Genomic DNA, 17,371 nt, shown 5'->3' with positions numbered 1-17,371 from the left:
ACCGTACCAGGGACCGAATGACGCTTCTTGAACGCTACATATTGCGACGTGCGACGCAGATGTTTCTGGTCGCGTTGCTGCCTGTTCTGGCGATTATCTGGACGATTCAGGTTCTGCAGAGAATCAATCTCGTCACCGATACCGGCCAGTCCATGGGTTCGTTCGTGACCTTGGCAACCATGCTACTGCCGACTCTCATTCCCGTCGTGCTGCCTTTTGCGCTGGTTATCGCCATCACGCAGACATTGACCGCGATGAACACCGATTCCGAGCTGGCAATCATTGACGCATCCGGTGCACCGCGATCCGTCATTTTCAAACCTATCCTCATTCTTGGTACGGTTCTGAGCCTCGTCTCCTTCGGCATCACCAATTTTGCCGAGCCCCCGGCCCGCACCGCCGCCCGGCAGATGGTTGCGGCCGCCTATGCCGACCTGCTGTCATCGGTCATCGAGGAAAAAACGTTCCGCACCATTCAGGATGGACTTTACGTACAGATTGGCGAACGTCAGGGCCGTATTCTGCGTGGATTGTTCGTCGCAGACCGTCGCGACCCCAATTACGACCTTATTTATTATGCCAAGGAAGGCATGATCGATGAAGGCGGCGCGTCACTGACGATGCGCGATGGCGAAGTGCAGCAAAAAACACCTGACGGCAAGGTTTCTGTCGTCAAGTTCCTGTCCTACGCATTCGACTTGTCGACCATGTCCGAAAAATCCGACAACGAGCCTTCGATTTCCTCCAGCGATGCAAGCCTGTCCTTCTTGCTGTCACCCGATGAAAGCGTGGAAAGCTACAAGAAGTCACCTGGCGGCTTCCGCTCCGAACTGCATCGTCGCCTGTCCGACTGGCTGTTCCCGATCGTCTTTGCGCTGATTTCGCTTGTCGTGGCCGCTGATGCCCGTTCGCACCGAGAAGCGCGGCTGCATCCCATGGTGGCTGCGCTCATCACCGCCTTCATGTTGCGCTGGCTCGGCTTTTATTTCACCAATCAGGTAAAGCAGAGCGCCGCGTTCATTCCCTTCGTCTATGCCGTTCCGGTGGTCAGCGGCGGGATCGCCGTCTTCCTGCTGGCAACCGGCAAGAAGCTGTTGATGCCGCGTGCACTGGTCAATGCGCTCCAGAAGGTTCAGAAGCGGCTCTCGCCGGCCAAAGCCACGGGTTCGGGAGGACAAAGCGCATGATCTTCGGCACCCTCGCCCGTTACTTCCTCAAGCGTTATGCCATCACGACCTTCTGGTTCCTGCTGGGCATTTCCGCAATCATCTTCCTGGCCGATTTCAGCGAGACTGCCCGGCGCATGTCGGGACTGCCCGGATACTCGGTTCCGGCGGCACTCGGTCTCACGGCCTTGCGCCTTCCACTCATCCTGCAACAGACGGTTCCCTTCATCGCGCTCTTTGTCGGCATGACGACGCTGATTTCCCTCAACCGTCGCTACGAACTCGTGGTGACGCGCGCAGCGGGCATTTCCGCCTGGCAGTTCATCCTGCCTTTCGTAGGCGGGGCAATCATCCTCGGCATCCTTGCCGTCACCATACTCAACCCGATCGCAGCCTGGGGCGAGACGAAGTCGCTGGCGGTCGAGTCGGGCTGGCGCAACGAGGGCGGTTCTTCACGCCAGCAGCAGGTTCTGCCCTGGCTGCGCCAGAGTAGCGGTGGCCAAGATACGATCATCGGCGCCAAGAGCTTCGAGGACAATGGCACTCTGCTCAAGGATGTGGTGCTCATCCACCTCGACAAGGCCGGCAATATCCTCAAGCGGCAGGATGCGAAGTCGGCTAAGTTGGAAGATGGTTACTGGCTTCTTAACGATGTCGCAGAGATCACACCGGGCCATGTGCCAACGCGGGAACCGACGGCACGAATCAGTACCAATCTGAGACAGGAATTCGTTCAGGAGCGTTTGACGCAGCCCGAAACCGTTGCTTTCTTTGAGCTTTCTCACAAAATCGAGGTCGCTCAGTCTTTCGGAATTTCCTCAAAAGCGCTCGAGACGCAGTATCACTTCCTGCTCTCCATGCCATTTCTGCTTGTGGCGATGACCTTGATCGCCGCGACTGTTTCATTAAAGTTCAGCCGTTTTGCACAGTCTCGTTCAGTGATTCTGGGTGGAATCGTTTCCGGCTTCGTGCTTTATGTAGTAACCGTGCTCGTAAGGGCATTCGGGAGTAGCGGGGTTGTCCCTCCCTTCGTCGCGGTCTGGGTTCCAGTCGTCGTGGCGTTGGCGTTAGGTGCAACCATTCTGCTTCATCAGGAGGACGGCTAGTGGCGGTATTTGACCGCGGGAATATCAGACGGCTTGCGACAGCCCTTCTGACTGGGGCTGCTGTGTGCGCATATGTGGCGACCGCTTCCAGCGTTTTTGCTGAGGACGGCGTTATCGTGGGCGACCCACAAGACCAATCAAAACTCCTGCTTACAGCAAATCAACTGACGTATAATCGTGACTCGAAGCGCGTGATCGCAACCGGTGGGGTGCGCATGCACTATACGGGCTACCGCATGGTGGCGCAGCGCGTGGAATACAATCAGTCGACCGGTCGCGTTCTTGCGCGCGGCAACATCGAACTGATCGAGCCAGGCGGCAACCGTATCTATGCCGACGAACTCGATGTCACAGATGACTTTGGCCAGGGCTTCGTCAACACGCTTCGTGTGGAAACGACAGACAACACTCGCATCGCGGGCGAGAGCGCAGAACGTCTTTCCCAGGACGTGATGGTTCTCAACAACGGTGTCTACACGGCCTGCCTTCCCTGCGCGGAGCGCCCGGACAAGCCGCCTTTGTGGCAGGTAAAAGCCGAACGCGTCATTCAGGATGGAAAGACACACACTGTGCGGCTGGAGAAGGCCCGTTTCGAGCTGTTCGGCAAGTCCATTGCCTATCTGCCTTTCATTACGGTCCCCGACAACACGGTAAAACGGAAATCTGGCTTCCTGTTTCCGCGCATGAGCGTCACCGACAATCTCGGCTTCGGCATCGGCGTTCCTTATTTCCAGGTCCTGTCTGACACATCAGACATGACGATTACGCCAACCTACTATACCTCGCAGGGTCTTCTGCTCGAGGGTGAGTTGCGTCAGCGTTTCGAAATGGGAACGCATACATTGCGAGCTGCCGGCATCAACCAGCAGAACTCGAAGGATTTCGATGCCAATACGAGCGACTCGCTGAACGATACGCGTGCGATGATCGCTTCCAGGGGCGAATTCAACATTAATCCCCGCTGGGCCTTCGGCTGGGATGCCATGGTGCAGACCGACAACAACTTCTCGCGCACCTATGGCATCAAGGATTATAAAAGCTCGGTCCAGACCAACAAGCTTTATCTTAATGGCCTTGGCGAGCGTAACAACTTCGATCTGAACGCTTATTACTTCAACGTTCAGGACAAGGACGATTCGGAAACGGAAGAGCGCAAGCAGGCCATCGTTCATCCTGCACTCGACTACCGTTACTTCATGCCGGACCCGGTTTATGGCGGCGAGCTTTCGCTGACGACCAACTTCACCAGCCTGACGCGGCAGAATCAGGATGCCTACAACCTCGGTAATTCCATCCGTTATAACGGCCTCGAAGGCAGCTACACGCGTCTGTCAACTGAGGCAGAGTGGAAGCGGACCTTTACCTTTGACAGCGGCTTGCTCCTGACGCCTCTTCTGGCTGCACGCGGAGACGCATTGTGGACGGATATGTCTGCAAACAGCTTTGGCACGTCTTTGAATTATGACGGCACGATCAATGATGATGCTGCCTTGCGCGGCATGGCGACATTCGGTCTTGAAGCCCGTTATCCGATCCTCTTCACTGCCCTTCACAGCAACCACGTCATCGAGCCTATCGCGCAAATCTTCGTTCGTCCGAACGAATCTTACGCGGGTGAACTTCCCAACGAGGATTCGCAGGCCTTCGTGTTCGATGCGACCAACCTGTTCGAGCGCGACAAGTTCTCCGGCTTCGACCGTATCGAAGGTGGTACGCGGGCAAATCTCGGTTTTCGCTATAACGGTACATTCGACAATGGATATGGCATCCGCGCGATTGCGGGGCAGTCCTTCCATATTGCCGGCGAAAACTCTTTTGCTTCCAACGACCTCGTCAATGCAGGCGCCAACTCGGGCCTGGAAACAGATCGGTCCGACTACGTCGTCATGGCTGCCATCGACGCGCCGATCGGCCTGTCGCTGTCTTCCAGCCTGAGATTTGACAAGGATAGCTTGGAGGTCAATCGTTCCGAGACGGCAGTTACCTACACCGACAATCGCGTTTCGGGTAAAGTCAGCTATACGCAGGTCGATGCACAGCCTGAATACGGATATGACCGCAAGCGGGATATCGTTCAGGCGTCCGGCAAGTTGCGTGTGGATGACAACTGGTCTCTCTTTGGTGCGATCAATTACGATATCAACAACAAGTTCTCCAGCGAACGCCGCATCGGCATTCTTTACCAGGACGAGTGCACGATCTTCACCGTCAGCTATTCCGACGAAGGCAGCATCAACGCTGTAAACGAGTCTGCGAATGACTGGTCGATCAATGCGCGCCTCGCATTCCGTACATTGGGCGACATCAGCGTAGGCTCGGCCAGCACGGACTGGGATGATGCCGATATCGGTTGGAAGCCGAATAATTTCTAATCGAGATCGCGGCGGGGTGAAAACTCCGCCGTTCTTGTTTATCCGTCGTGATCCGAAGACATAGTCGTTGCCACCGTTTTGCCGTAAGATAACTGCAGTGTTTTTCCCACACGCGATTGCCGTTTCCTTCGATCCGGTGGTATAGACGGTCGCGTTCACACACAAACTGTAACAAAATGGACTTTGCTGGTTGACGAGCGGATCGATCCGCTTCATCCGATAAGCGAAAAAATCCAAAAACAAAGCCGCAGGCCTGGCCAACGGCGTCGACAGGGAGAGAACAGCATGAAACTCGGTAAGACGGCGTTGCGCAGCGTAGCATTCGCCTTCGCGATTTTTGCAGTTCCCGTGATTGTTGCACTACCAGCACATCAGGCGCATGCCGCCAGCGCCGTCAAAGTCGTGGTCAACAAGACACCGATCACCAGCGATGACATTGCCCGGCGCGTTGCCTTCTTGAAACTGCAACGTCAGTCCGGCAATCTTGCCGAGAAGGCACGCGAGCAGCTTATCGATGAAGCCCTGAAGCGTGAAGAAATCGCCCGGGTCAAAATGTCGGTCAGCACCTCCGACGTCGATGCGTCCTTTGCCCGTTTCGCTGCTACGAACAAGATGACCACCGATCAGCTGACCAAGGTCCTGTCGCAGGCCGGCGTTGGCGCCGACCACTTCAAATCCTTCATCGCTATCCAGATGAGCTGGCCGCGCCTCGTCAATGCCCGCTATGGCGGCCGTAACAGGATGTCTACTCAGGACTTCGTTACCCGCCTCAAGGAACGTGGCCAGAAGCCGGTTACAACAGAATATTTCCTCCAGCAGATCATCTTCGTTATCCCTGAATCGAAACGCAATTCGATTACCGGAAAACGCAAGTCCGAAGCCGAGGCTTCCCGCAAGCGCTACCCCGGCTGCGAGCAGGCCAGAACCTTTGCAGCCACCATGCTGGATGTGTCGATCAAGGATCTCGGTCGCACGCTGGAGCCGGAACTGCCGCCGGATTGGAAGCCTCTGGTGGAGAAGACTTCAGAAGGCGGTACGACGGGCACACGCGTTACCGAGAAGGGCGTCGAGTATCTCGCAGTATGCAAGAAACAGCAGGTTTCTGACGACTATGCCGCAGAAATCGTGTTCCGGGCAGAGGATCTAATGAAGGCTGACAAGGGTGAAAACCCGAACGACAAGAAATATCTGGATGAACTGCGCAAGAAAGCTCAGATTACCAGCACCTGAAAGCGCATTTCGTGACCCTGCCGTCTTTGCCTCTTGCTCTCACCCAAGGTGATCCTGCCGGGATCGGCCCCGATGTCACCATTGTTGCCTGGGCAAAACGTCGCGAGCTCGGCCTGCCGCCATTTATTCTGCTTGGTGACCCCGATGTGATTGCCAGCCGGGCCAATCTCCTGGGGATCGACGTCAGCCTGCACATCTGCGAACCGGAAGACGCGGCCTCGGCATTCGCCGATGCCCTGCCTGTACTTCCCATTCCTGTCGGTTTCGAGGTTCAGGCGGGTCAACCGCATGTCGGTGCGGCCCTAGCCACCATCAAGGCGATTGAGACAGCCGTATCGCTGACGGTGGAGAAAAGGGCGTCCGCTGTCGTGACCAATCCCATTGCCAAATCCGTGCTGTACGAGGCTGGCTTCGGTTTTCCCGGGCACACAGAGTTTCTGGCGGACCTTGCAGCGAAGCTCACGGACACCACGGTCTCGCCCGTGATGATGATCGCAGGTCCGAAACTGCGTGTCGTGCCCGTGACGATACATATTCCGGTCAAGGACGTTCCCAGCGCATTGACCGAGGAGCTGATCGTGCGGACCTGCCGTATCGTCGCTGCCGATCTTGTTGAGAAATTCGGCATCGAAGCTCCGCGTCTTGCCGTGGCAGGCCTCAATCCCCACGCCGGGGAAGACGGTGCCATCGGCACCGAAGATCGCGATCTTATCCATCCGGCCACGATCCAGCTGCGCAAGGAAGGCATCGATGCTTTCGGTCCCCTGCCCGCGGATACGATGTTCCATGATTCAGCGCGCAGACGTTACGATGTCGCCATCTGCATGTATCACGATCAGGCTCTCATTCCCGCAAAAGCACTCGGCTTCGACGATTCCGTCAATGTAACATTGGGTCTACCCTTCATTCGCACATCGCCGGACCACGGCACAGCGTTCGGTATCGCAGGACAAGGCATTGCCAATGAGTCGAGCCTTGTTGCAGCACTGAAAATGGCCGTTCAAATCGCCGCACGACAGGTAAAAGCATAATGGCAGCCATCGACGGGCTTCCGCCTCTGCGTGATGTTATTCAACGTCACGGTCTGGATGCGAAGAAATCACTCGGCCAGAATTTTCTGCTCGATCTCAACCTGACCCAGAAGATCGCAAGGACCGCAGGTCCGCTCGAAGGCGTGACCGTTGTGGAGGTCGGCCCAGGGCCTGGCGGGCTTACACGCGCGATCCTGTCGCTGGGTGCGAAGAAGTTGATTGCGGTTGAGCGCGATAGCCGCTGTCTGCCTGCGCTTGCAGAAATATCGGATCACTATCCGGGACGTCTGGAGGTCATCGAGGGTGATGCGCTCAAGGTTGATTTCGACACGCTTGTTCCCAAGGGAGAACCCGTCCGTATCATTGCCAACCTGCCCTATAATGTCGGAACACAGCTGCTGGTTAACTGGCTCCTGCCGAAGACATGGCCCCCCTTCTGGCTTTCGCTCACGCTGATGTTTCAAAAGGAAGTGGGTCAACGCATCGTGGCAGAGGAAGGCGATAATCACTACGGCCGCCTTGGCGTGCTGGCAGGCTGGCGCACGGTTCCGGAAATGGCGTTCGATGTTCCGCCACAGGCATTCAGCCCGCCACCGAAAGTCACCTCCACGGTGGTGCACCTGCTACCGAAAGACAAACCTCTGGCCTGCGATGTCTCAACGCTTGAAAAAGTAACGGAGGCCGCCTTCGGTCAGCGCCGCAAAATGTTGCGCCAAAGCGTCAAAAGCATTGGTGGAGAAGCGCTGCTCGAAAAAGCCGGGATCGACCCAACACGGCGTGCAGAAACGCTGTCTGTGGAAGAGTTTGTAAGACTGGCAAATACGCTGGAAGCGCCCGGCACCTGATCCCGAGGCTGGTCCACTGCGGGGTTCATCTGAAGCCGCACAAGTCCTGACAAGGCTACAGATACCGCATGTCATTTGCGGACTGGAACGGACGCGCACCCCTCCAGAACTTGAGCGAGCGAAATGCTAGAGATGTGTTGGCAGCGAAGGCTCTTCCTGCAGCAAGCTCCTCACGAAATCGAACATGCCGTGCCTGCGATCGCGGCGAACGCGTTCAGCTTTGACGATGGCTTCCACGGCGTCGAAAGCGGCTTGCAGATCGTCGTTGAGAATGACGTAGTCGTAGTCGCGCCAGTGTTCGATTTCCGAGCGTGAGTTCAGAAGGCGGGTCTGAATGACATCCTCGGTATCTTCCGCCCGGCGGTGCAGGCGCGATTGCAATTCCGTCATGGTGGGCGGCAGAATGAAGATCGAGACGACATCCGCCTTCATCTTGTCCTGAAGCTGTTCGGCGCCCTGCCAGTCGATATCAAACAACATATCGCGGCCTTCGCCCATGGCGGTCTCGACGGGCTCACGCGGCGTACCATAGAAGTTTCCGTGCACTTCTGCCCACTCCAGCAGGGATTCGGTCTCACGAAGACGCTCGAACTCCCGCTTGGAAATGAAATGGTAGTGAATGCCGTCGATTTCACTCTGGCGGCGGGCTCTGGTCGTCACACTCACCGAAAGCGAAATGTTCTTGTCTCTATCCAGCAACGTCCGCGCAATGGTGGATTTTCCCGCACCGGACGGCGAGGAAATCACCAGCATCAAGCCCCTTCGAGCGATCTGAACCGTACTGTCGCTTGACGACACCATGAGTCTACTCCAGATTTTGAACCTGTTCGCGGAATTGATCGATCACGACCTTCAATTCGATACCAGCAGCCGTTACAGCACCGGCGTTGGATTTGGAACAGATTGTATTCGACTCCCGGTTAAATTCCTGTGCAAGAAAATCGAGCTTGCGGCCTACAGGCACACCGCTGTTCAACAGCTCTCTGGCTGCAGCGACATGTCCGTTCAAGCGGTCAATTTCTTCACGCAAATCAGCCTTGGTGGCCAACAGAACCGCTTCTGCATGCAGTCGGTCGCTATCAAGTCCTGCATTACCGTCTGCGATCAGCGCAATCTGGGCAGCGAGGCGGGTACGCACTTGCGCCGGCTGGCGCGAGGGATCCGCTTCAATGATCGCAGTCAGCTGTTCAATTTTGTCGATTTGGCCGGAAAGAACGGCAAAAAGGGCTGCACCCTCGCGTTCGCGCATGGCCTTCAGAGCATCGATGGCGGTTGCAAAACCTGTGGCGATGTCGCGGTTGCGAACGTCCTGAGCATCCGTGCTTTCTTCTGGCTCACGGAATTCGACAAGGCCACGCACGGACAGCAGTGTATCGAAACTGAGGGGCGCGTCACTGATCGTGTCGCCAAGATCGCGCTTCAAGGCCAGCACCGCATCCAGCGCGTCGCGGTTGACCACCGCCTCCATCTTCGCTTCCGAGGCAGACAGGCTAAGCCCCGCCTGAATATTGCCGCGCGTCAGGCTTCTGGATGCGATCTCCCGCAGTTCCGTTTCTAGCGCTTCCATGCCTGGCGGAAGCCGAAGACGAAGGTCCAAACCCTTGCCGTTGACGGAGCGGAGTTCCCAGGCCCATCGATAGCGCCCACATGACCCTTCGCTACGGGCAAAGCCCGTCATGGACTGTAATGTCATAAAATACCCCCGAAACAAAAAGCTGTCGCCCCGATGGGGCGACGGCATTTCATCAAATCAGTTTCTCGTCGATGGACGCTCTGCCTGGGCACCATCGGGCTGGCCGTCCACCACACCTTCCGGTGTCGCACCGGATGCGGCTCTTTCGGCCTCGATCTTGCGCCAGCGACGGACATTGGCGTTGTGCTCGTCCAACGTCTTGGCGAAGGTATGACCGCCTGTGCCATCCGCCACGAAATACAGATCGTCCGTCCGCCAGGGATTGGCGGTCGCTTCCAGCGCTGCGCGACCCGGATTGGCGATCGGATGCGGTGGCAAGCCGCGAATGATATAGGTGTTGAACGGTGTCTCTTTCTGCAAATCGGACTGGTAGATAGGCCTGTCAGCGGGCTTTCCCTCACCTCCGAACAGACCGTAGATGATCGTCGGGTCTGATTGCAGGCGCATGTTCTTTTTCATGCGATTGTAGAACACCGATGCGACATGGCCGCGCTCGTCGTCCTTGCCGGTTTCCTTTTCCACAATGGACGCCAGAGTGACGAACTCCTCCATGGTCTTGATCGGCAGATCAGGATCGCGGCGTTCCCAGATCGACTGGATGAGCCTTGCCTGCGCCGCACGCATCTGGCTGACGACCTCTTCGCGCTTGGTACCGCGCGTGAAAGGATAGGTGTCCGGACGCAAGGTTCCCTCGGCAGGCAACTGGGCCGGCAGATCGCCTTCCAGAACCGGGTCTGCGGCCAGGCGGGCAAACATCTGCTTCACCGTCAGCCCCTCCGGCATCGAAACCGAATAGAGAATGGATTTACCGGATTCCAGCAGCCCCAGAATATCCTTCATGGGGGTGCGGGCCTTGATTTCATATTCACCGGGTTTTGGCGTCTGCCCTGGGGTCAGATACCGATCAGCCATAAGGCGGAAGATACGGGCATTGGAAATAGCGCCGTCCCGCTCCAGGCTGCTGGCGATTTCCGCCAGGCCAGCACCATTACGAACCGTGATCGTCTTGTTGGTTTCGAGCGGGCCTGGCTCATGAAACGCGTGGATCATGTAGTAGAAGCCAACGACCGCTACGACGCAGACCGCAACGATCAGCGTCATGAGAAAATTGAGGAATATGACGACCTGGCTATGCGCCTTGCGGGAGCGTTTCGGCGGGGCTGGAACTCTCTCGGGTCTCAAAGCCTCTGTCGGAGATTTCGGAATGATCGGGCCGCCCTTGCTCTCACCGGAGCTCTCACGTCCTTGGGGGGCCTGATTGTTCTCTCTCGTATCGCTCACCGGCGGTCCTTTTCAGTTCGGCATTACAGCGGCTTATTTGAGCAGGCAATGCGGCAAAAACAGGTTCGGCAGGCTATTCTGCACTCGGTACACAGGGAAACTTCATGCCTGTCCACACGACGGACAAAGCAGGCGCTTCCGGTAAAACACTGTCCAAAAGGGCAGCATAGACGACGATCCCGGCAATGACACCGGGATGAGACCTTGTCGGCGATTCCTGACGAAACGGCAAGGGCCGTTCGACTTAGGCTTCGTAACGGCGAAGCACCAGCGACGCATTGGTGCCGCCAAACCCGAATGAGTTGGACAGCGCCACGTTGACGGGGCGCTTGCGCGCTGTATGCGGCACCAGATCGATGGCCGTCTCGACGTCGGGATTGTCGAGATTAAGAGTTGGCGGCACGATATTGTCGCGGATGGCGAGTGTTGCGAAAATCGCTTCGATCGCACCGGCCGCACCGAGAAGATGGCCGGTCGCCGACTTGGTGGACGACATGGAAATCTTCGACGCCGCGTCGCCTACCAGCCTCTCGACCGCACCCAATTCGATGGTGTCCGCCATGGTCGAGGTGCCATGGGCGTTGATATAGTCGATATCGGCAGCGGTCAGACCGGCACGCTTCAGCGCCATCGACATGCAGCGATAAGCACCTTCACCATCTTCGGACGGGGCCGTGATGTGAAACGCATCGCCCGACAGGCCGTAGCCCACGACTTCTGCATAGATTTTCGCGCCGCGCGCCTTTGCATGTTCCAGCTCTTCCAGAACGACGATACCCGCACCCTCACCCATGACGAAGCCGTCACGATCACGGTCATAGGGCCGCGAGGCTTTTTGCGGATCGTCATTGTGTTGGGTGGAGAGCGCCTTGCACGCAGCAAAACCGGCAAGCGAAATACGGCACACGGGCGATTCCGCACCACCTGCAACCATGACGTCGGCATCACCGAGCATGATCAGGCGAGCCGCGTCGCCAATGGCGTGTGCGCCGGTGGAGCAGGCCGTGACGACCGAATGGTTCGGTCCGCGCAGCTTGTGGCGGATGGAAACCTGGCCGGAAATAAGATTGATCAGACGACCGGGAATGAAGAAGGGCGAGATACGACGCGGACCCTTGTCGCGCAACGTATAGCCCGCCTCGACGATACCTTCGAGGCCGCCGATACCCGAGCCGATCAGCACGCCGGTCATGATCTGGTCTTCGTCGGTTTCGGGGTGCCAGCCTGCGTCGTTCAACGCCATTTCGGCGGCGGCCATGCCATAAACGATGAACGGATCGACTTTACGCTGTTCTTTCGGCTCCATCCAGTCATCGGCATTGAAGGTTCCATTGGAACCATCGCCGACGGGAATGCGGCAGGCGATTTTTGCGGGGAGGTCGTCCACCTCGAATTCAGTGACAAGCCGTGCACCATTCTGGCCAGCCAGCAGGCGTTCCCAGGTGATTTCCGTTCCACAGCCAAGAGGAGATACCATGCCGGTACCGGTGATAACGACACGTCTCATCGCCAATGCTCCGCCCTTACCCTATCATCGCTACCGCATCGACCCTAAAACCGGAAGCGATTTTCGCAAGGGGCAATGCGGGTATTCCATTATTCGAACGCACACCGCCTTGATCGAAGCGAGCGCTCAGGACCCGTAACGGCCCGGTCGACGCCAAGACGTCGCAAGATAAAATATTGGCCCGGACTAGCCGGGCCATATCGGGAAGGCTGACGCCTTCCCTTTTCATATCAAACGATCAGGCCTGTGCCTTTTCGATGAACTTGACAGCGTCGCCTACAGTGAGGATCGAGTCAGCTGCGTCGTCTGGAATTTCAACGCCGAATTCTTCTTCGAACGCCATAACCAGTTCAACGGTGTCGAGCGAGTCAGCGCCCAGATCGTCGATGAAGCTTGCGCCTTCAACGACTTTTTCGGCGTCAACGCCAAGATGATCAACTACAATTTTCTTTACGCGTTCTGCGATATCGCTCATGTCGGTTTCCTCGACCTTTACTTTGAAAGGAATGCCCTGTTCAGACACCCTGCCCTGTTAAAACCCCCAAGCGCCTTTCAATGACGCGCCGTGGGCAAACCCGTTCAACCCGGATCAAGCTAAACATCACGCTACGAAATCGCAACGGTCGCTTTTGTTTCCGGGACGACTGTTCACAGTCTTCGCCCGCTTAACACGGTTTCCAGGGAGAAAAAAGCCTTAAAATAGTGCTAACCATCTTGCTCTACAGGCAATTTTTCTCGTCCGGACATGCGAAAGACGATTGTCAAATCATCGCCATGCCGCCGTTGACGTGCAAAGTCTGGCCCGTCATGTAGCTTGCTTCGCTCGATGCGAGATACAAGACAGCGGATGCAATTTCTGCGCCGGTGCCCATGCGCTTCATGGGAATGGCACCCATGATGGCGTCTTTCTGCTTATCGTTCAGCTTGCCCGTCATGGCACTTTCGATGAAACCCGGAGCCACGCAGTTAACGGTCACGTTGCGGGTGGCAATTTCCTGGGCCAGCGACTTGGAAAAACCGATCATTCCGGCCTTGGAGGCGCAGTAGTTGGCCTGACCGGGATTGCCGGTGACGCCGACGATGGACGTGATGTTGATGATGCGACCGAAACGGCGGCGCATCATGGGATGCGTCAGCTCTCGCGTCAGACGGAACATCGAGGTCAGGTTGACTTCGATGACATTGTCCCAGTCCTCGTCGCTCATGCGAACGAACAGACCATCCTTGGTGATACCGGCGTTGTTGACAAGAATATCGACGCCACCCAGTTCGGCTTCCGCCTTTTCGCCCAGCGCCTTGACCTCGGCGCGGTCGGCCAGATTTGCCGGAAAGATATGGGCGCGCTCTCCGAGTTCCGCCGCCAGCGCTTCGAGCTTTTCGACGCGGGTGCCGTGCAGGCCCACAGTTGCGCCCTGCGCATGCAGCGTGCGGGCGATTTCTTCGCCGATGCCGCCGGTTGCGCCGGTGATGAGAGCCTTGCGGCCGGTCAGATCAAACATCGTGTTCGTCCTTTCTTGTCTCAGGGATCAGCCGAGAAGCGTTTGAAGTGCAGCGTCGATGTCGGCAGGTGTATTGATGGAGATGCCGCTTACCGTCTTGTCGATGCGGCGGGCAAGCCCGGTCAGCACCTTGCCGGAGCCGATTTCGTAAAGCGTGGTCACGTTGTTTGCTGCGAACCACTCGACGGTTTCGCGCCAGCGGACCTGGCCCGTCACCTGCTCCACAAGAAGTTTGGCGATCTCGTCCGCATCGGAAACCGGCGCGGCGAGAACATTGGCAACCAGGGGCACACAGGGGCTCTGCTTTTGTACACTCGCCAGCGCATCGCGCATCGCATCGGCGGCGGATACCATCAACGCGGAATGGAAGGGTGCGGAAACCGGTAGCATGATGGCACGCTTGGCACCTTTCTCCGTTGCCAGTGCGGCAGCCTGTTCCACAGCAGCCTTCGATCCGGAGATGACGATCTGACCACCGCCATTATCGTTAGCAATCTGGCACACACCACCCGTCGCGGCTTGGCTGCAGATCGCATCCACATCGCAATGCTCCAGACCGATGATAGCAGCCATGGCGCCCTCACCCACGGGAACAGCAGCCTGCATGGCATTGCCGCGAATTCGCAAAAGGCGGGCAGTATCGGAAACCGAAAAGGTTCCAGCGGCGCACAGCGCGGAATATTCGCCGAGCGAATGGCCGGCGACATAGGAAACCTTGTCTGCCAGTTTCAAACCACGGGCTTCCAGAACACGCATGACGGCTACCGATACGGCCATCAATGCAGGCTGGGCATTTGCCGTCAGGGTCAATGTCTCTTCCGGGCCGTTCCACATGATGTCGGAAAGCTTGTGACCGAGCGAGTCGTCAACCTCTTCGAAGACCGCACGAGCCTCCGCGAAATTGTCGGCAAGCTCCTTGCCCATGCCAACGGACTGGCTGCCCTGCCCCGGAAAAGTGAATGCTATAGCCATGGGATATGGTCTTTCTTTTTTGGCCGGTTTCTCCGGCTTCCCTTCAAATTAGCGTTTTCCATTCACATTCCAGCCTCGGAAGTCAAGGCTTTCCGCCTTTTAGAGGCATTTTGGACGGTTTTTCGGCGGCCTCATCCACAGAGATGAAGGAGAATATTTTTTCTTGCGCTGCCGCAATTCGATACTACGTTCAACCCACCTTCCAAGTGAGCGAGATTTTTCATGAAACAAAATAAGTTGGGTCGCACGGGCATCTCCGTGTCCGAAATCTGCCTCGGCACGATGACGTGGGGTACGCAGAACACCGAGGCCGAAGCCCATGAGCAAATGGACTACGCCGTTGAGCAAGGGGTGAATTTCTTCGATACAGCAGAGCTTTATCCAACCACGCCCGTCTCTGCCGAAACGCAGGGTCGCACCGAGCAATATATCGGCACTTGGTTCCAGAAGACCGGCAAACGCAAAGACGTCGTTCTCGCCACCAAGGTCGCAGGCTCCGGTCGCGATTACATCAGGGGCGGACGCGAAATCGACGCCGCATCCATTCGCGAAGCGGTGGACAGCAGCCTGACCAGGTTGAAAACCGACTATATCGACCTTTACCAGATCCATTGGCCCAACCGCGGTACATATCATTTCCGTGGCGTGTGGGGTTTCGACGCCTCGACGCAGAACACCGAAAAGACACTGTCCGAAATCACCGAAAAGCTGGAAACGCTGGGCGAACTGGTCAAGGCGGGCAAAATCCGCGCCATCGGCCTTTCCAATGAAAGCGCATGGGGTACGCAGAAATATATCGACATCGCCGAAGCCAACGGCCTGCCTCGCGTCGCCTCCATTCAGAATGAATATAACCTGCTCTATCGCTCCTTCGATCTCGACCTGGCCGAAGTCGCGCACCACGAGAATGTCGGGCTTCTGGCCTATTCCCCACTGGCTGGCGGCATTCTGACCGGCAAATACCAGAGCGGCGCCCGCCCGGAAGGCTCACGCGGTTCGATCAACAAGGATATCGGCGGTCGCTTACAGCCGTTGCAGGAAGCCCCAGTAAAGGAATATCTCGAACTCGCCTACGAACACGGCATCGATCCGGCCCAACTCGCCATCGCGTTTACGCTCGCACGTCCCTTCATGGCGTCCTCCATTATTGGCGCGACGACCATGGAACAGTTGAAGACGGATATCGCAGCGGCTGATGTCAAGCTTTCGGACGAAGTGCTGAAAGGCATTGCGGATATTCACCGACAGTACCCGATGCCGATCTGAGTAAAAGCTGTCCACCGGCTTCAATTGCAGGGTAACTGGTCCGCCATCTGGCGGACCTTGCGTGGTCAAAACCTCATTTACCCAGTTGCTCGATACGCCAATAGATACGTACCGTTATCCAAAGGACTTTTCGCCTGACTGGTGAACGCCTTCAAAAGATAAGGGCATCATTGCACCTGACAGAAGACGAACGAGGGCACCGTGATACTCGGTGCCAGTTTTGGCATAGATGGATTTCAAATGCGTTTTTACGGTGTTGGGGCTAATACCACACAGCACACTGATGTCCTTTGGCGCAGCGCCGGTTGCAGCTAACCGTGCGACCTTTGCTTCAGACGGAGTGAGGTCAAACAGGCCCCGAAGAAGAGACGTGCCAGGAACCGTCGAGGATGCCAGCGTGCTGACCACCAGAACGAAGAGGCCGCCTGGCATAATATCTCGACCATGCCCACGGACTGGAACGACATGGACTACACTTGCGGCCCCTTCACCAAAGGCCGGCACCGGAATCGACATGACCCTTGCTTCAGATCGCTTTGCGTTGAGTTGAACAAGGGTTTTCTGTAGCAGCCGGTCGCTTGATGCTTGCCGTAATTTTACACGCTCACGCCCATCCATCACCACAGACGGGATCAGCAGGTGCATCAATGCATTGGCTGCAAGCATTTTCCCACTCGAATTCACCACGCAGGCAGGCAACCCAAAAACGCCCAGTCCATCTGCAACTTTCGAGGCCTCGGCCATTTTCAATCTTCCCGAAATACTGAGAGACCGAGCCAGATGCGGTCGAATGGAGTCCAGCCAATCCGTCTTTTCACGAGAGATCGGCCCCGCTTCAAAATCCCCGTCGAAGCTGGCTGCTATCCTATCGCCATCCGGCGTGGTGATGTGCGTTCCCACCGACCAACCGAGGCCGAGTGGATAGAGGAAGTCGCGGTAAAGAGGCTCATGAAGAAATTCATGCGCTTCGAAAACGTCGAGGTCAGTCACAAAGCCGGCGTGGTCAAGACGGTCGGCGCGTTCACGACGTGTGTTATGTCTGTCCCAGCCCTCGTCGGCAAAGCGTTGGAATATCTCGATAGCCGCAGGCGTTGCAACGAAAGTGGCGCCAACCTCGGATTGGGCAAAAATCACGCCTCCTCGTGTTCCGACAATATCGTTGATGCTGACCAAAACACTTTCCCATTTTTCAGGAACCAGCGCTGCTTCGTAAATTCTGTCGATGATGTCAGCTGTCTGCATCGCCTTCGTTTCCCACAGGATGCAATGTCGACATCCTAGAATATCAATTCAATTCTCAACGAAATGCCTCAACCGCAGTAATATACAAATTGCATGCAAGGCAAGAATTCAAGTTACTCTTAGTAATTGTCGCGCCTCACCCCAAGGGGTGAGGCGGTAAA

The 17,371-nt window shown here is 56.8% G+C and carries 15 protein-coding genes; 7 read left to right on the top strand and 8 right to left on the bottom strand.

Annotated features, from left to right (window positions below; translation table 11 throughout):
- The first annotated feature begins 17 nt into the window (after nt 1-17).
- From lptF to rsmA, 6 genes are all read left to right on the top strand, one after another.
- Nucleotides 18-1,187 carry an LPS export ABC transporter permease LptF gene (gene lptF, locus ASF29_RS20795; protein ID WP_062452572.1) on the top strand — a complete coding sequence of 390 codons (1,170 nt, stop codon included), beginning with the start codon at nt 18-20 and terminating at the stop codon, nt 1,185-1,187.
- A complete protein-coding gene (gene lptG / locus ASF29_RS20790) occupies nt 1,184-2,272 on the top strand; it encodes an LPS export ABC transporter permease LptG (RefSeq protein WP_062452571.1) in 1,089 nt (362 codons plus the stop codon). The genes lptF and lptG overlap by 4 nt, the downstream gene beginning before the upstream one ends.
- Complete coding sequence (locus ASF29_RS20785) at nt 2,272-4,644, top strand: LPS-assembly protein LptD (RefSeq protein WP_062452570.1); 2,373 nt, start codon at nt 2,272-2,274, stop codon at nt 4,642-4,644. Before lptG ends, ASF29_RS20785 begins: the two co-directional genes overlap by 1 nt.
- A gap of 285 nt (nt 4,645-4,929) precedes the next feature.
- Nucleotides 4,930-5,874, top strand: coding sequence for a peptidylprolyl isomerase (locus tag ASF29_RS20780; RefSeq protein WP_062452569.1), 945 nt, complete (start codon nt 4,930-4,932; stop codon nt 5,872-5,874).
- Nucleotides 5,875-5,885: 11 nt separating this feature from the next.
- Nucleotides 5,886-6,905, top strand: a complete 1,020-nt coding sequence (pdxA, locus tag ASF29_RS20775; RefSeq protein WP_062452568.1) for a 4-hydroxythreonine-4-phosphate dehydrogenase PdxA — start codon at nt 5,886-5,888, stop codon at nt 6,903-6,905.
- On the top strand, nt 6,905-7,750 hold the full coding sequence (gene rsmA / locus ASF29_RS20770; RefSeq protein WP_062452567.1) for a 16S rRNA (adenine(1518)-N(6)/adenine(1519)-N(6))-dimethyltransferase RsmA: 846 nt from the start codon (nt 6,905-6,907) through the stop codon (nt 7,748-7,750). Before pdxA ends, rsmA begins: the two co-directional genes overlap by 1 nt.
- A 126-nt stretch (nt 7,751-7,876) precedes the next feature.
- Here rsmA and gmk read toward each other — a convergent pair whose 3' ends face one another.
- The 7 genes from gmk to fabD form a co-directional block, all read right to left on the bottom strand.
- A complete protein-coding gene (gene gmk / locus ASF29_RS20765; protein WP_062452566.1) occupies nt 7,877-8,551 on the bottom strand; it encodes a guanylate kinase in 675 nt (224 codons plus the stop codon).
- 4 nt (nt 8,552-8,555) lie between these two features.
- On the bottom strand, nt 8,556-9,443 hold the full coding sequence (locus ASF29_RS20760; RefSeq protein ID WP_062452565.1) for a YicC/YloC family endoribonuclease: 888 nt from the start codon (nt 9,441-9,443) through the stop codon (nt 8,556-8,558).
- Between the two features lie 57 nt (nt 9,444-9,500).
- Entirely contained in the window at nt 9,501-10,724 is a 1,224-nt protein-coding gene (gene mltG / locus ASF29_RS20755; protein ID WP_062452564.1) for an endolytic transglycosylase MltG, read from the bottom strand.
- Between the two features lie 244 nt (nt 10,725-10,968).
- On the bottom strand, nt 10,969-12,231 hold the full coding sequence (gene fabF / locus ASF29_RS20750; protein WP_062452563.1) for a beta-ketoacyl-ACP synthase II: 1,263 nt from the start codon (nt 12,229-12,231) through the stop codon (nt 10,969-10,971).
- 238 nt (nt 12,232-12,469) lie between these two features.
- Nucleotides 12,470-12,706 carry an acyl carrier protein gene (locus ASF29_RS20740; protein WP_006727438.1) on the bottom strand — a complete coding sequence of 79 codons (237 nt, stop codon included), beginning with the start codon at nt 12,704-12,706 and terminating at the stop codon, nt 12,470-12,472.
- Between the two features lie 286 nt (nt 12,707-12,992).
- Nucleotides 12,993-13,730, bottom strand: coding sequence for a 3-oxoacyl-[acyl-carrier-protein] reductase (fabG, locus tag ASF29_RS20735; protein ID WP_062452561.1), 738 nt, complete (start codon nt 13,728-13,730; stop codon nt 12,993-12,995).
- A gap of 27 nt (nt 13,731-13,757) precedes the next feature.
- Nucleotides 13,758-14,702, bottom strand: a complete 945-nt coding sequence (fabD, locus tag ASF29_RS20730; RefSeq protein ID WP_062452560.1) for an ACP S-malonyltransferase — start codon at nt 14,700-14,702, stop codon at nt 13,758-13,760.
- Nucleotides 14,703-14,924: 222 nt separating this feature from the next.
- Between fabD and ASF29_RS20725 the strand changes: the two genes are divergently transcribed.
- On the top strand, nt 14,925-15,968 hold the full coding sequence (locus ASF29_RS20725; RefSeq protein ID WP_062452559.1) for an aldo/keto reductase: 1,044 nt from the start codon (nt 14,925-14,927) through the stop codon (nt 15,966-15,968).
- 114 nt (nt 15,969-16,082) lie between these two features.
- Here the strand turns inward: ASF29_RS20725 and ASF29_RS20720 are convergent, their stop codons facing one another.
- Complete coding sequence (locus ASF29_RS20720; protein ID WP_062452558.1) at nt 16,083-17,210, bottom strand: helix-turn-helix transcriptional regulator; 1,128 nt, start codon at nt 17,208-17,210, stop codon at nt 16,083-16,085.
- Nucleotides 17,211-17,371: the final 161 nt, after the last annotated feature.

It is taken from the genome of Rhizobium sp. Leaf262 (assembly GCF_001422245.1).
In the GTDB taxonomy this organism is placed as follows: domain Bacteria; phylum Pseudomonadota; class Alphaproteobacteria; order Rhizobiales; family Rhizobiaceae; genus Agrobacterium.
The sequence above is the reverse complement of the archived record's forward strand: the minus strand, read 5'-3'. Positions and strand labels throughout refer to the sequence as shown.